Source organism: Pantoea cypripedii, from assembly GCF_011395035.1.
GTDB classification, from domain to species: Bacteria; Pseudomonadota; Gammaproteobacteria; order Enterobacterales; family Enterobacteriaceae; genus Pantoea; species Pantoea cypripedii_A.
In genome coordinates this window covers 3,555,680-3,569,712 of the sequence record NZ_CP024768.1, presented here as the reverse complement: position 1 = coordinate 3,569,712, position 14,033 = coordinate 3,555,680, and the positions used below count along the sequence as shown (strand labels likewise).

Annotated in this window: 16 protein-coding genes; 3 read left to right on the top strand and 13 right to left on the bottom strand. The window is 53.1% G+C overall.

Translation table 11 applies throughout. The annotated features are described in order from the left end of the window. The first annotated feature begins 109 nt into the window (after positions 1–109). Complete coding sequence (locus CUN67_RS16555) at positions 110–826, top strand: DUF2884 domain-containing protein (RefSeq protein WP_208716391.1); 717 nt, start codon at positions 110–112, stop codon at positions 824–826. A gap of 32 nt (positions 827–858) precedes the next feature. Here CUN67_RS16555 and CUN67_RS16550 read toward each other — a convergent pair whose 3' ends face one another. The 4 genes from CUN67_RS16550 to tkt all read right to left on the bottom strand — a co-directional run bounded on the left by CUN67_RS16550 (position 859) and on the right by tkt (position 5,129). Then, entirely contained in the window at positions 859–2,235 is a 1,377-nt protein-coding gene (locus CUN67_RS16550; protein WP_208716390.1) for a PTS ascorbate transporter subunit IIC, read from the bottom strand. Between the two features lie 99 nt (positions 2,236–2,334). Further along, on the bottom strand, positions 2,335–2,607 hold the full coding sequence (locus CUN67_RS16545; RefSeq protein WP_208716389.1) for a PTS sugar transporter subunit IIB: 273 nt from the start codon (positions 2,605–2,607) through the stop codon (positions 2,335–2,337). A gap of 32 nt (positions 2,608–2,639) precedes the next feature. Continuing rightward, positions 2,640–3,101: a PTS sugar transporter subunit IIA gene (locus CUN67_RS16540; protein WP_208716388.1), complete on the bottom strand. Its 462-nt coding sequence runs from the start codon at positions 3,099–3,101 to the stop codon at positions 2,640–2,642. A 33-nt stretch (positions 3,102–3,134) separates the two neighbouring features. Beyond that, positions 3,135–5,129 carry a transketolase gene (tkt, locus tag CUN67_RS16535; protein ID WP_208716387.1) on the bottom strand — a complete coding sequence of 665 codons (1,995 nt, stop codon included), beginning with the start codon at positions 5,127–5,129 and terminating at the stop codon, positions 3,135–3,137. A 475-nt stretch (positions 5,130–5,604) separates the two neighbouring features. Here tkt and CUN67_RS16530 point away from each other — a divergent pair, with 475 nt between their 5' ends. After that, positions 5,605–6,339 carry a GntR family transcriptional regulator gene (locus tag CUN67_RS16530; RefSeq protein ID WP_208717243.1) on the top strand — a complete coding sequence of 245 codons (735 nt, stop codon included), beginning with the start codon at positions 5,605–5,607 and terminating at the stop codon, positions 6,337–6,339. A gap of 74 nt (positions 6,340–6,413) precedes the next feature. On the opposite strand, the gene hemW is transcribed toward CUN67_RS16530, so the two are convergent. Genes hemW through CUN67_RS16510 form a run of 4 tightly spaced genes read right to left on the bottom strand, consistent with a single transcriptional unit; the run spans position 6,414 to position 9,434 of the window. Next, the gene (hemW, locus tag CUN67_RS16525; RefSeq protein WP_208716386.1) at positions 6,414–7,553 is read right to left on the bottom strand and encodes a radical SAM family heme chaperone HemW; all 1,140 of its coding nucleotides are present in this window, start codon (positions 7,551–7,553) and stop codon (positions 6,414–6,416) included. Beyond that, positions 7,546–8,139 (bottom strand): XTP/dITP diphosphatase, encoded by a 594-nt coding sequence (locus tag CUN67_RS16520; protein ID WP_208716385.1) that lies wholly within the window; start codon positions 8,137–8,139, stop codon positions 7,546–7,548. Before CUN67_RS16520 ends, hemW begins: the two co-directional genes overlap by 8 nt. A 20-nt stretch (positions 8,140–8,159) precedes the next feature. Beyond that, entirely contained in the window at positions 8,160–8,714 is a 555-nt protein-coding gene (locus tag CUN67_RS16515; RefSeq protein WP_021186199.1) for a YggT family protein, read from the bottom strand. A gap of 12 nt (positions 8,715–8,726) precedes the next feature. Further along, the gene (locus CUN67_RS16510; protein ID WP_208716384.1) at positions 8,727–9,434 is read right to left on the bottom strand and encodes a YggS family pyridoxal phosphate-dependent enzyme; all 708 of its coding nucleotides are present in this window, start codon (positions 9,432–9,434) and stop codon (positions 8,727–8,729) included. Between the two features lie 16 nt (positions 9,435–9,450). On the opposite strand from CUN67_RS16510, the gene CUN67_RS16505 reads away from it, so the two are divergent. After that, entirely contained in the window at positions 9,451–10,443 is a 993-nt protein-coding gene (locus CUN67_RS16505; protein WP_208716383.1) for a type IV pilus twitching motility protein PilT, read from the top strand. Positions 10,444–10,447: 4 nt separating this feature from the next. Here CUN67_RS16505 and ruvX read toward each other — a convergent pair whose 3' ends face one another. The 5 genes from ruvX to endA all read right to left on the bottom strand — a co-directional run bounded on the left by ruvX (position 10,448) and on the right by endA (position 14,033). Next, positions 10,448–10,864, bottom strand: coding sequence for a Holliday junction resolvase RuvX (gene ruvX / locus CUN67_RS16500; protein ID WP_208716382.1), 417 nt, complete (start codon positions 10,862–10,864; stop codon positions 10,448–10,450). Next, complete coding sequence (locus CUN67_RS16495; protein ID WP_208716381.1) at positions 10,864–11,427, bottom strand: YqgE/AlgH family protein; 564 nt, start codon at positions 11,425–11,427, stop codon at positions 10,864–10,866. The genes ruvX and CUN67_RS16495 overlap by 1 nt, the downstream gene beginning before the upstream one ends. An 86-nt stretch (positions 11,428–11,513) precedes the next feature. Next, on the bottom strand, positions 11,514–12,458 hold the full coding sequence (gene gshB, locus CUN67_RS16490) for a glutathione synthase (protein ID WP_208716380.1): 945 nt from the start codon (positions 12,456–12,458) through the stop codon (positions 11,514–11,516). A gap of 61 nt (positions 12,459–12,519) precedes the next feature. Then, positions 12,520–13,251 carry a 16S rRNA (uracil(1498)-N(3))-methyltransferase gene (rsmE, locus tag CUN67_RS16485; protein ID WP_208716379.1) on the bottom strand — a complete coding sequence of 244 codons (732 nt, stop codon included), beginning with the start codon at positions 13,249–13,251 and terminating at the stop codon, positions 12,520–12,522. 74 nt (positions 13,252–13,325) lie between these two features. Beyond that, positions 13,326–14,033: a deoxyribonuclease I gene (gene endA / locus CUN67_RS16480; RefSeq protein ID WP_208716378.1), complete on the bottom strand. Its 708-nt coding sequence runs from the start codon at positions 14,031–14,033 to the stop codon at positions 13,326–13,328.

Here is a 14,033-nt window from a genome sequence, read left to right as displayed (position 1 = left end):
TCGGCATTTATGCCGACCGTGTTAATGATCGCACCGGTTTGATGACGGCATTTATGCCGACCGTGTTAATGGCCGCAGTTCCCGAAGGAAGACACAATCAGGAGATTTCATGGTTCGTAACGTTCTTCTTGCCGCGCTGCTTCTGGCGGCGACGCAGGCGCAGGCTGCTTATGAATGCAGCGTGAAGCCACAGGATGATGTGATTATTAAGCCGCAGAGCGTGCAAGTGGTGGGCGAGAATGGCAACCTCGAAATCTCCCCCCAGGGTGATGTGCAGTTCAATGGTCAGCGGGTTAACGTTGACAATGCCACGCGCCAGAAAGCCATCGACTATCAGAACGCGTTGCGTCGTGATTTGCCGTGGATTGACCAGGGTGCCACTTCGCGCCTGGAGAGAAGCCGTGTCGCGCTGGACCAGGTTATCGTCGAAAAACTCGGTCCGAACAGCAACGTGCGTAACCGCCTCACCACCCTTGATGGCCAGCTGAAGCAGCAGATGAATCGTATTATCGAGCATCGCAGCGATGGGCTGACGTTCCATCATCAGGCGATTGATCAGGTGCGCGCTGACGGTGAAAAGTTAGTGCAAAGTACGATGGGCGGCATCCTGCAGGACAGTCTGAATGAGATGGGTAGCCAGCAGGCAGGCAGCGGCAATAACCCGTTGCAGGCTTTAGTCGGTAATCTCGGCGGCTTACAGCAGTCGATTCAAACCGAATGGAACAAGCAGGAGAAGGACTTTCAGAATTTTGGTCATGAGGTGTGTAACCGCGTGACGGACCTGGAAGGACAGCGCAAAGGCGTGGTGCAGGGAATTAAGCATTAAAATAAGGGGCTGATATCAGCCCCTTATTATTTTTATTCGTTGTTAGCTTCTTTCGCCACTGTCTTATTGCTGGCGGCAAAGTTATAAATAACCAGCAGAGCAAAAATCCCGGTAATCACCATCGTGATGGTGCCTTTGTCCATATATCTGGCCATGTTGCCGAGCAGAATTCCCGTCACACCAAAATCCGTATCTGAGAAGGTGGTATTGGTTAAGCCCAGTGCGCCCAGTACCGGTAATAACGCCACCGGCAGGAAGGTAATCAAAACACCATGCGCAAATGCACCCAGCATCGCACCACGCTTGCCGCCTGTGGCGTTACCAAATACCCCGGCAGTGGCCCCACAGAAAAAGTGCGGTACAACGCCCGGCAGAATTAATACCCATTTCAGCTGGCCGAGGATAAATAATCCGACCAGGCCACCAACAAAGCTGGAGATAAAACCAACCAGCACTGCATTCGGCGCATAGGGAAAAACAATTGGGCAATCAAGTGCCGGGCGGGCATTAGGCACCAGTTTTTCCGAGAATCCGGTGAATGCCGGTACAATCTCCGCCAGAATTAAACGCACACCTTGCAGGATAATAAATACCCCGGCAGCGAAGGTGATGGCTTGTACAAATGAATAGACCAGGTAGTTCTGACCATGGCTAAAATGACTTTCCACATATTCTTTGCCCGCAGAAGCCGACAGAATAAAGTAGATAATCATCATGGTCAGAGAAATCGAGATGGTGCTGTCGCGCAAAAAACTCAGGTTTTTTGGCATGTTCATCTCTTCGGTGGATTTTGATCCCTTACCGACCAGCGAACCAATCCAGCCTGACAGCACATAACCCACCGTACCGGTATGCGCTAAAGCGACCTGATCATGACCGACGATTTTACGCATATGCGGCTGGGCCAGCGCCGGGAAAAATGCCATCAGCATACCCAGTGCCAGGGAACCGGTATAAATAAGCTGTACGCCCTCGAAACCGGCGACTGACAGAATAATCGCCACCATACAGGCCATATAGAAGGTGACATGACCGGAGAGGTAGATATATTTCAGGCGGGTAAAGCGGGCAACCACAATATTCGCCACCATACCAAACGCCATGATCAGCGTGGTTGGTGCACCGTATTTTTCCAGTGCAATCGAGACCATTGCCTCGTTGTTCGGAATAATGCCCTGTACATCAAAAGCTTGCTTGAAGATATCACCCAGTGGGGTCAATGAACCGACCAGCACTGACGCACCACCCGCCAGCACTAAGAATCCCAGAATAGTTTTTACCGTACCTTTAATCACATCCGGGAACGGTTTTCTTTGCGCGACGAGACCAAATAACGCCACTAATCCCACCAGGATTGAGGGCACTTTCAGTACATCGACAACGACCAATAAAAGGTTTTGGATAAACATAATAACCTCAGCGGTAAGCGTTCTGTTTTATAGTCGTGATCATTCAGGTTGCATATTCCCTGGTTGCAACCTGAATTATTTAGGGTAGAAAAGTTTGAGTCAGGATTTATTAAAGTATTCGCGAATTTTCTGCTCAAGCTCTTTGATGTCAATGATGTTATTGATGATGATAACCTTGCCCTCAGGAAGATTAGCACTGTAGGCAATGTCTTTAGCCATAACAAAAACATCAGCAACATCAGGGGTTACTGACCCCAGGTCAGAGTGTTCAACTTCCGCAGTGATGTCGATGGCTTTCAGCACCTTTTTAATGTTCATCTCCATCATAAAGCTGCTTCCCAGCCCTGAACCGCAAACCGCCATAATTTTCATATCACACCTCGTTAGTTTCCCTTGGGAAATTTTTAAATGACTTTATTGTCTGCCAGTAAAATGGCGATCAACTCTTCTTTACTGCGCGAGTTGAATAATCGACTCATGGCCTCGTCATCGGAAAGTACTTCTGCCAGTTGCGAGATCATCTCAATATGACTGTTACTATCCGGGGCTGAGAACATAAAAATCGCATCAACCGGATCGTTTTCATCAGCATCAAATTTGACGGGCGTTGCCAGTTTGACGATGGATAACCCCAGTTTAATGGCTCCCTGCTCAGGGCGAGCATGCGGCATCGCTATTCGTGGGGCGATAACAAAGTAGGGACCAATGTCCTGCTTTTGCTGAATGATGACATCAATGTATTGCTGAGAAATGGCACCTTCATTCAGCAGCGGGCGTCCTGCTACCTGAATAGCCTCTTTCCAGTCAGAGACATTTTCGAGGTACTGGATCTTTTCATCATTCAGCCACTTTGACAGATTCGACATATTGTTTTCCTGAATTAAAGACGTGTTCAGTGATTACTTCAGTAAGCTACGGGCTGTTTCAAGTACGTTTTCTACCGTAAAGCCGAAATGTTTGAAAAGTACGTTTGCCGGAGCTGACTCACCGAATGATTTCATCCCGATCACTTTCCCATCCAGACCGGTGTAGCGCTGCCAGAATCCTTCAATGCTGGCTTCAACTGCCAGACGTTTGCGCACCTCGTTTGGCAGCACCGATGCTTTATATGGCGCATCCTGTTGATCAAAACGCTCGGTGCAGGGCATAGAAACCACCCGGACCTTACGACCTTCCTGGAGCAGGACTTTTGCGGCGGCGACGACCAGATCGATTTCCGAACCGGATGAAATCAGCAGCAGCTCGGGCTTGCCCTCACAATCAAGCAGCACATATCCGCCACGCGAAATGTCGGCCAGTTGAGCAGCCGAACGCGGCTGCTGCTCAAGCGGTTGTCGGGTCAGAATCAACGCGCTGGGACCATTTTTACGTTCAATCGCCTGTCGCCATGCCACCGCCACTTCGACCTGATCGCAACCGCGCCAGGTTTCCATATTGGGTGTCAGGCGCAGCGAAGCTAACTGTTCAACCGGTTGATGGGTGGGGCCATCTTCGCCGAGGCCGATGGTGTCATGGCTATAAACGAATACCGAGCGGATCTTCATTAATGCCGCCATACGCACGGCATTGCGGGCGTATTCCATAAACATCAGGAAGGTGCCGCCGTAGGGGATAAAACCGCCATGCAGCGCCATGCCATTCATCATGGCGGACATACCGAACTCGCGCACACCGTAGGAAATGTAATTGCCCGCCGGATTTTCGGCGCTGAAGTCGATGGATTTCTGCTGTCTGGTCAGATTCGATGGTGAAAGATCCGCCGAACCGCCCAGCATTTCCGGCAATAGATCGGCGAAATGATTCAGGCATTTCTGGCTGACCTGACGGGTGGCCAGGCTGGCAGGCGTCGCCTGTAACCCAGCGATGTAGCTATCCATATCTTCCGCCCAGTTTGCCGGCAGTTCGCCTTGCATACGGCGGACAAACTCATCAGCAAGTTCCGGCCATTGCTGCTGATAAGCGGCAAACAGCTGGTCCCACTGTTGCTGATTTTTTGCCCCCTGTTCGCGGGCATCCCAGGCCTGGTAAATAGCATCGGGAATTTCAAACGGTGCGTAAGGCCAGTTCAGCGCTTCACGCACCAGCGCGACTTCATCGGAGCCGAGAGCGGAACCATGGCAATCGTGGCTGTTGGCTTTATTCGGTGAGCCAAAGCCGATGATGGTTTTGCAACATAACAGGCTGGGTTTGTCTGTGACCGCTTTGGCCTCACGCACCGCAGCATCGACAGCGGCGGCATTGTGCCCATCGACACCTTCAATCACATGCCAGCCATAGGCACGGAAACGCGCGGCGGTATCTTCGGAGAACCAACCTTCAACGTGACCATCAATGGAAATGCCGTTGTCATCCCAGATGGCGATCAGTTTTCCCAGTTGCAAGGTGCCAGCCAGACCACATGCCTCATGGGAGATCCCTTCCATCAGGCAACCGTCGCCTAAAAACAGCCAGGTGTAATGATCGACCACGGCAAAATCAGGTTTGTTGAACTGCGCAGCCAGCGCTTTCTCGGCAATCGCCATTCCTACCGCATTCGCCACACCCTGGCCAAGTGGTCCGGTGGTGGTCTCCACCCCTGGGGTATAGCCATATTCAGGGTGTCCTGGGGTGCGGGAATGGAGCTGGCGAAACTGGCGAATGTCATCAATCGACAGATCGTAACCAGTCAGATGCAGTAAGGAATAAAGCAGCATCGAGCCATGTCCGTTGGACTGAACATAACGGTCGCGATTGAACCATTGAGGATTTTTGGGGTTGTGGCGTAAGTGGTGACGCCAGACAACTTCGGCAATATCCGCCATCCCCATCGGCGCGCCAGGATGTCCTGAATTGGCCTTCTGGATCGCATCAATGCTGAGAAATCGAATCGCGTTTGCTAACTCTCTATTTACCATGAACTGATCTCGCTTTAGCTCTGTTTTATGCAGTAACCCGGACTCTTTACTGTTGGCCGTTAACGCTTCGGTGGCAAAAGATGTCCAGTCATTTCCCCTGAAATCTGGCTGTTACTGCACCTGGTGTTGTGCGCGTAATCTTTTCCAATTTTGGTGCTGTAGAACTGAAACTTATTAAAAATGCATATTTATCAATATATTGAGTATTGTTTTTATTTTTCTATCAATGCATTGGCATTCGTAATCAAGTCTAGACATGTTTAATGTGTCTAGTCATCTTGATAATGCACATGGACGTGTATAGATACAATATGTAAGATTGAAATCTGGCTGGACACCCTGAGATTGAGTGCAAATTCGTTAACTTGATCACATCCTGATGCGGTCAGACTGGCACTTAGAAAATAAACTCAGGCATACATGTGCACTCATGGCTCACAGGAGCCGGAGCCTACTCTTATCGGGAAGAACGTTGATGGTCGATGGCATTACTGAGAAGCAGAAAGAGGTTGTCGATTACATCCTCCAGAAGATCAAAGACGAGGGGCTTCTGCCTGGAGATAAACTCGATACTGAAATTGCGATAGCGAAAAACATCGGCATTACCCGTGCGACGGTGCGGGAAGCAACCCGTATTCTGATTGAGCAGCAGCGTATTTACCGGGTAAAAGGGTCTGGCCTTTTCGTTGGCTCCATTGGTAAAAGTAACCATTCTGGCCGCTTTCATGCGCTGTCACCTTTTGATTATCAGGCGCAGAAAAAGGGCTATAAAGGGGTCAGAAAAGTCATTACTGCCAGCATCATCAAAGTGCCGTCAGCGGATATGGCGCAGGCACTGCGCATTAAAAACAGCGACCAGGTGTACAAAATTGTTCGTCTGATGTGTTTTGATGATATTCCTGTTGCCCTGGAACAGTGTCATTTGCCGGTCAGCATGTTTAGCAGCATGGAGTTCAGCAAGCTGGAAATATCTAAATACTCTTATATTGAGCAAATTACGGGCAAGAAAGTTCAGCGCAGGGATCAGCATTTAAATGCGATTAATCTGACCAATCCTGACCAGATTAATCTGCTGAAAATGAAGGAAAATGAGGCGGTTCTGGAAATTGCTGAAACGGTATATCTGGATGATGGTACGCCCTGTGAAGTCAATATCGCGCTAATTAATACCCATCTGCTCCAGCTCAGACAAAATACTGAGAGAAGTTGACTGCGTAGCGGCGCGATTTATCGCGCGCCCTGGTTTTAAAATATGCGCGATAAATCGCGCCGCTACGTCAGACGTTATTCTTCCACCAGAAACAATTCCAGCAGCGAATTAAGGAATAACTTACCTTTTTCCGTAATCTGCCACTGTTGTTCCGTTTCTACTATATATTCCGCAGCCATTGCCGCTTCAATCTGCGGGCGGATGATCGTTTCTTCCAGCCCGGTATAGCGACGGAAGTCAGCGCGCGGTGCCACTTCCAGCAGACGGAAACGGTTCATAAAGAACTCGAAAGGTTTATCCGCATCAGCAACCTGATGCTGCTTATCAAGATAATTGCCCTTCATAAAGCCGCGTGGATGACGGGTTTTCACCGTGCGCAAAATGCTGCCATCCGGTTGGGTCAGCTTGCCATGGGCACCACAACCAATGCCGAGGTAATCACCAAAGCGCCAGTAATTGAGGTTATGCTCACAACGATAACCGGGCTTCGCATAGGCGGAGGTTTCATATTGCTGATAACCGGCCGCCGTCAGCAGTTGATGGCCTTGTTCGAAGATATCCCACAACGCGTCATCATCCGGCAGCACCGGGGGACGTGAACCAAACAGCGTATTTGGCTCGATGGTCAGCTGATACCACGACAAATGCGGCGGATTCAGCGCAATCGCCTGACGTAAATCATCGAGCGCTTCCTCCAGCGATTGGTCTGGCAGGCCGTGCATCAAATCGAGGTTAAAGCTGCGCAGGCCAAGCCCGGCGGCGAGATGGGCAGCGCGTTTCGCTTCTTCCGGGCCGTGAATACGCCCCAGGCGTTCCAGCTTCTGTGGGCTGAAACTCTGCACCCCAATCGAAATACGGTTGATTCCGGCACGCTGGTAGCCGCTGAAGCGATCGGCTTCTACCGTGCCAGGATTGGCTTCCATGGTGATTTCTGCATCTGCTGCCAGCGGTAGCCGCGCACGCACGCCATCCATCAGCATCTGCATGGCATTGCTGCTCAACAGGCTGGGGGTGCCGCCACCAATAAAAATGGTGCGAACTTCGCGTCCGCTGGTGAGCGGCAAATCCTGCTCCAGATCGTTCAGCAGGTGCTGCACATACTCGATGTGCGGCACTTCGCCTTTCAATGCGTGGGAGTTGAAATCACAGTAGGGGCACTTCTGTACGCACCACGGAATGTGGATGTAAAGGCTTAACGGCGGTAAATCAGGCATTGCGCATCGCATCCAGTAACAGCGTCAATGCTTTGCCACGGTGAGAAACGGCGCGCTTTTCATCTTTACTCAGCTCCGCAGCCGTTTTGCCCAGTTCAGGGACATAGAAAATCGGATCGTAGCCAAAACCACCCTGGCCTGCTGCGGCACGGGTGATTTCGCCCGCCCAGCTGCCGTGAAACACCAGCGGCGTAGGGTCAGCAGCATGGCGAACATACACCAATACGCAGTGGAACTGTGCCTGGCGCTCGCCATCCGCGACGTTTTCCAGCGCAACCAGCAGCTTCTCAAGATTCTGCTGATCGCTGGCTTCCAGGCCCGCGTAGCGCGCGGAGTAGATCCCCGGTGCACCGCCGAGGGCGTCAACGGCCAGACCGGAGTCATCCGCAATCGCGGGCAGGCCGGTGATTTGGGCAGCATGGCGCGCTTTCAGGATGGCGTTTTCGATAAAAGTCAGACCGGTTTCTTCCGCTGACTCCACGCCCAGCTCGGTTTGTGCCACGATATCGAGGCCAAAGGCCGACAGCAGGTCGGCCAGTTCACGAACTTTGCCCGGATTACCGGTGGCGAGAACAACTTTTTGCATAACAGTTCCAGATTAACGAATTACAGCAAGTACCAGAGACCCGGGAACAGGTCCATGCCGAGGAAATTCAGCGCATACAGCACCAGAATGACAATCATGGCAGAAAAATCGATGCCGCCCATCGCTGGCAGAATGCGACGAATCGGTGCCATCAGCGGTTCGGTCAGTTGAATCAAAACATAATCAATCGGACCACGGCCCTGGCTGATCCAGCTCATCAGCGAACGGATGATGATCACCCAGAACACCAGATAACCGGCAGATTTCAGCAGCGACAGCAAGCCGACCAGCAGGTTGGTGGGATCGACCGAGAACACGCCGACCTGAATCAGCAGCAGAATCGGGTATTTCAGGGTGGTCAGCACAAACGCCAGCAGCAGCGAGGCGGTATCGATCGGCCCCAATGCGGGCAGCACGCGACGCAGCGGTTTGATGATCGGCTGGGTAATCTTCACGACAAACTGCGACAGCGGATTGTAGAAGTCACAGCGTGACCACTGCATCCAGATACGCAGCAGCAATACCATCACGTACAGGTCGATCAGCGTTTTGACTAAAAACGTCATTGTTAACATGAGGTTCCTCAATTATTGTTGTGAAGTGCGCGCATAATCCCGCGCGCCAAAGACGGCGGTGCCGATGCGCACCATGGTACTGCCTGCGGCGATAGCCGCTTCCATGTCGTCGCTCATTCCCAGAGAAAGCGTATCGACGCCAGGGTAATCCTGTTGCAGAGCATGAAACGCAGCGGCCATCTGCTGGCATACCGCCAGTTGACGCTCGTAATCCTGCTCGGGTGCCGGAATCGCCATCAGACCGCGTAAACACAGCTGTGGCAAAGCGGCAATCTCCTGTGCCAGCGTCGGCAGCGCATCCAGCATGATGCCAGATTTGCTGTTCTCGTCACTGATATTTACCTGAATTAACACATTAAGCGGTGGCAGATGCGCCGGGCGCTGGTCATTCAGACGCTGCGCAATACGCTGCCGATCCACGGTGTGACACCAGGCAAAATGCTCCGCCACCAGACGGCTCTTATTCGACTGCAACGGCCCGATGAAGTGCCATTGCAGATCAGGATGTGCGGCCAGCGCGGTGACTTTTTCAACCCCTTCCTGCACGTAATTTTCGCCGAATGCCCGTTGTCCGGCAGCTATCGCTTCTGCAACCGCGCTCACAGGTTTGGTTTTACTCACTGCAAGCAGCGTGATTTCTTCTGGCGCGCGTCCGCAACGCGCAGCGGCAGCGGCGATACGCTCGCGCACTTGCTGTAAGTTGTGCTCAATGGAAGTCATAGTCAGGAGAGTTTCTATGGATTTGGATAAAGTTGTGGCCCTTAGTGTAAAGCATAACGCCGCCGATCTGCACCTTTGCAGCGGACATTTGCCACACTGGCGGCGGCAGGGCGTGCTGGAACCCGTCCCCGAACAGGCTGTGCTGGAAGCGGCATGGCTGGAAAACTTTATCAGCCAGTGGCTGGATAGCGCGCAGCAGGCGGTGCTGGACGCGGAAGGCCATGTGGATTTCGCTATCACACTGGCAAGTGGGATGCGGTTGCGTGCCAATCTGTTCCTGCAACGGCACGGGCTGTCGCTGGCGCTGCGCCTGATTGCCAGCCAGGTTCCCGCGCTTGCGAGCCTGCATTTGCCGCCGGTGGTGGAGCAGTTATTGCAGCTGGATGAGGGGCTGATATTAATTACCGGTGCCACCGGCAGCGGCAAATCCACCACCCTGGCGGCGCTGGTGGATAACCTGAATCACTATCAGGCGCGCCATATTCTGACGCTGGAAGATCCCATCGAGTTTGTTCACCACAGCCAGCGTTCGCTGATTCAGCAGCGGGAAGTGGGAGCGCATTGCGCCTCGTTTCGTCACGGGCTGAAAGCGGCGCTACGTGAAGATCCGGATGTCATTCTGCTGGGTGAGCTGCGCGATAGTGAAACCATTCGGCTGGCATTAACGGCAGCCGAAACTGGCCATCTGGTGCTGGCGACGCTGCACACGCGTGGGGCAACCCAGGCGGTGGATCGGCTGGTGGATGTGTTTCCTGCCGAAGAGAAGAACCTGGTACGCAGCCAGCTGGCGGGCAGCCTGAAAGCGGTGCTGGCGCAACGGCTGGTTGCGGCGAAAAACGGGGGGCGGATTGGCTTATTTGAAGTGCTGGTGGCAACCCCGGCGGTGGCTAACCTGATTCGTGAGGGCAAAATGCATCAGCTGCCGGGGGTGTTGCAAACCGGCGCTCAGGCCGGGATGCAAACCTTTGCCCAGAGCGAGCAGGCACGGCGACAGCAGGGGTTAATCTGATGGATCAGTGGTTGTCGAACCAGTCCTCAAGGATGATCACCGCCGATTGTGCATCAACCCGTCCTTTCTGCAGAGCGCGATAGCCGCCACGTTCGAACAAACCGGCGCGCGCTTCAACGGTACTGAGACGCTCATCCTGTAATTCGACACGCACGCCAAAACGACCATGCAGACGATTGGCAAATTTACGGGCGCGCGCCGTCAGTTCCTGTTCGGTGCCATCCATATTCAGCGGCAGCCCGACCACCACGTAATCCGGTTGCCACTCTTTCAGCAGACGCTCGATCAGATTCCAGTCCGGCGTGCCGTCCTGTGCTTTTAACGCCGTCAAAGCGCGCGCGGTGCCCGTCAGCTGTTGCCCGACGGCAACACCGATGCTCTTGGTGCCGAAATCAAAGCCCAGCAGGGTTTCACTGGCCATCAGGCGTGCCCTGCATCGTTGGTCATATTATGGATATCCACACCAAGGCATTTAGCGGCTTCACGCCAGCGCTCGGCAATCGGCGTCTGGAACAGGATATGGGTGGAGGCCGGCGTAGTCAGCCATGCATTTTCCAGCAATTCATTTTCCAGCTGATCCTTTTCCCAGGCGCAGTAACCCAGCGCCACCAGCACGTTCTCCGGCTGGGAAGTACTGCCAATCGCTTCCAGCACGTCCCTTGAGGTCGTAATCACAGTAGTGTCGGAGATACGAATGCTGGATGAGTAGATGTGCTGCGCAGAATGCAGAATAAAGCCGCGGTCCTCCGCCAGCGGGCCGCCAGCGAATACCGGTTTATCCAGCCTGATGGCCGGATCGCGATCTGATGGGCTGATTTTGAGCTTTTTAAGGATGCCTTCAACCGTCAGATTATCCATGGGCTTGTTGATGATTAAGCCCATGGCACCGTCTTCATTATGCTCGCAAATATAGACTACCGAGCGTTTGAAGAAGGGATCCTGTAGGGATGGCATCGCAATCAAAAAATGATGCTGTAAATTCATTCTCACTCGTATACCAAAAATAACCGGCATTGCCGCAGCAATACCGGTTTTAGGTGGTTCGTGGAGCGCAGGCTCCGGCGGCATCCTTAGCCCAGACGTTTCTCAATCGCATCCATCAGCATACCGGTGATGGAGATTGGGAAGGCGGCTTCAATTTCACGCACGCAAGTCGGGCTGGTTACGTTCACTTCAGTCAGTTTATCACCGATGATATCGAGACCGACAAAAATCAACCCTTTTGCTTTGAGCGCAGGGCCAACACGGCGTGCAATCTCCCAGTCGCTGTCACTCAGCGGGCGTGCTTCACCACGTCCACCTGCTGCAAGGTTACCACGGGTTTCGCCGCCCTGCGGAATACGCGCCAGGCAATAAGGGACGGGTTCGCCATCCACCACCAGCACACGTTTGTCACCGTCTTTAATCGCTGGCAGATAATTCTGCGCCATGCAGAAGTTCTGACCGTGGTTGGTCAGGGTTTCGGTGATCACGCCAAAGTTAGGATCATCCTGCTTCACGCGGAAGATCGATGCACCGCCCATGCCGTCCAGCGGTTTCAGGATCACATCACCGTGTTCCTGCCAGAACGCGCGCAGTTTCTCTTTGCTGCGGGTGACCAGGGTGTCCGGGGTTAAATCGGCAAACCAGGCAGTATAGAGTTTTTCGTTACAGTCGCGCAGGCTCTGCGGTTTGTTAACGATCAGCGTGCCTTGTTCTTCCGCGCGTTCCAGCAGATAGGTGGCATAGATGAACTCGGTATCAAACGGCGGATCTTTGCGCATCAGCACCACGTTGAGATCGGCCAGTTTGATCTCCTGCTCGCTGCCAAATTCGTACCATTTGTCGTAGTTTTGCTCCACGCTGAGCAGACGCGTGCGTGCGTAAGTGACGCCACCGCGCAGGGAGAGATCGTTCATCTCCATGTAGTGAATTTCGTAACCACGGCGCTGTGCTTCCAGCAACATGGCGAAGCTGGTGTCTTTTTTAATGTTGATGGACGAAATCGGGTCCATAACGATGCCAAGCTTAATCATTATTCTCTCCTCAAAGGGGGAATCAGCTACCCCTGCCTAGTCTGTAACCCGCAAGTATCCCTTAACCGAGGTCACCAAACCTCACCTGAAGTGCCGTAATGGCGGTGAGGGCGGTTGTTTCGGTGCGCAGCACGCGTGGTCCCAGCAGAATATCGGTAAACCCGTGCTGCGACGTCATGCTAATTTCGTCTGATGATAAACCGCCTTCCGGGCCAATCAGCAGGCGGATGCGTTCCACCGGTAGCGGCAGCGTGTTGATACTGTGGCTGGCGCGCGGGTGCAAATTAAGTTTTAGGCCGTCTTCCGCTTCAGCACACCACGCCTCCAGCGTCATCGCTTCCCGAATTTCCGGCACACGATTACGGCCGCACTGCTCACAGGCGGCGATTGCGATTTTCTGCCATTGCTGAATCTTCTTAGCCAGACGCTCCGCATCCAGCTTTACGCCGCAGCGTTCAGAAAACAAGGGCGTAATGACGTTGACGCCAAGCTCAATCGATTTCTGAATAGTGAACTCCATCTTTTCACCGCGCGACATCACCTGGCCGAGATGCAGATGCAGCGGTGATTCACGGTCATCCAGCTGGCTTGCAAGGACTCTTACTTGTACACGCTTTTTATCGGCCTGGGTGATTTCGCCAGCAAAAGTCAGATTACTGCCATCAAACAGCTCAAGCCGCTGTCCGGCGCTCATGCGCAGCACGCGACCGACGTGGTTGGCGGCGTCCTCATCGAGGAAAATCTCACTGCCCACCGTCAGTGATTCGGGGTGAAAAATGCGAGGTATACGCATTGGGTTCCTGCCAGCGTTAATGCCGTGCTCCAGGCACGGCCCAATCGGAAAACAGCTAGTTTAGGGTAGCGCTTTTAGCGCTGGCAAGCCTGAAGCACATAAGGATTATGATTGCCCTGGACTTTGGCAATGCGGTTATCGCGTTCGCACTCCCACGGCGTTACCGGATATTGCTTATCCCAGGCGGTAAACAGCTGAGTTTGCTGGCGTGACAGACTCAGGTGATATTGATCGCGCATATAGAAGTAGGTGCGGGCAATCGCGCCACGGGCGCGTTCCGGCGGCTGCGCCAGCTTCTGTTTGAAATCAATCTTCATGCTGCACTGACCGTAAGGTTGATCCCCACCGTTCCACTGGCTGTACTGGAAGTTGCCACGGTCGCCGTTCACTTCACCAATCGCCGGTTGCAGGTTATGCAGATCGCTCTCAATCCGGCGGTAGTCAGCATCTTTGCTGCAATTTTTACGACCACCGTTCTGCCAGCATTGACGCTGATGGCCGAACTCCCACGCGGGCATCACATGTTCCCATTCAATGCGCTCTGCACGATTGGCACTTTTGCGCACGTTGTAGCCGCAGCTGCTCAGATCCGGTACGCCTTTTTTACCGTGCCAGTTAATTTTACAACCGCAGTAGAAACTGCCGGGGGCATCGGCATTGATGTATGCCGCGTATTCTTTGGCTTGCTGGAAATTGTTCTGATGATAGTTGTTGAGGTTAAGGCTATACGCGCTAAGCGGGGCGACTAACAAGGTCAGGGCGAAAATAATTTTGCGAGACAT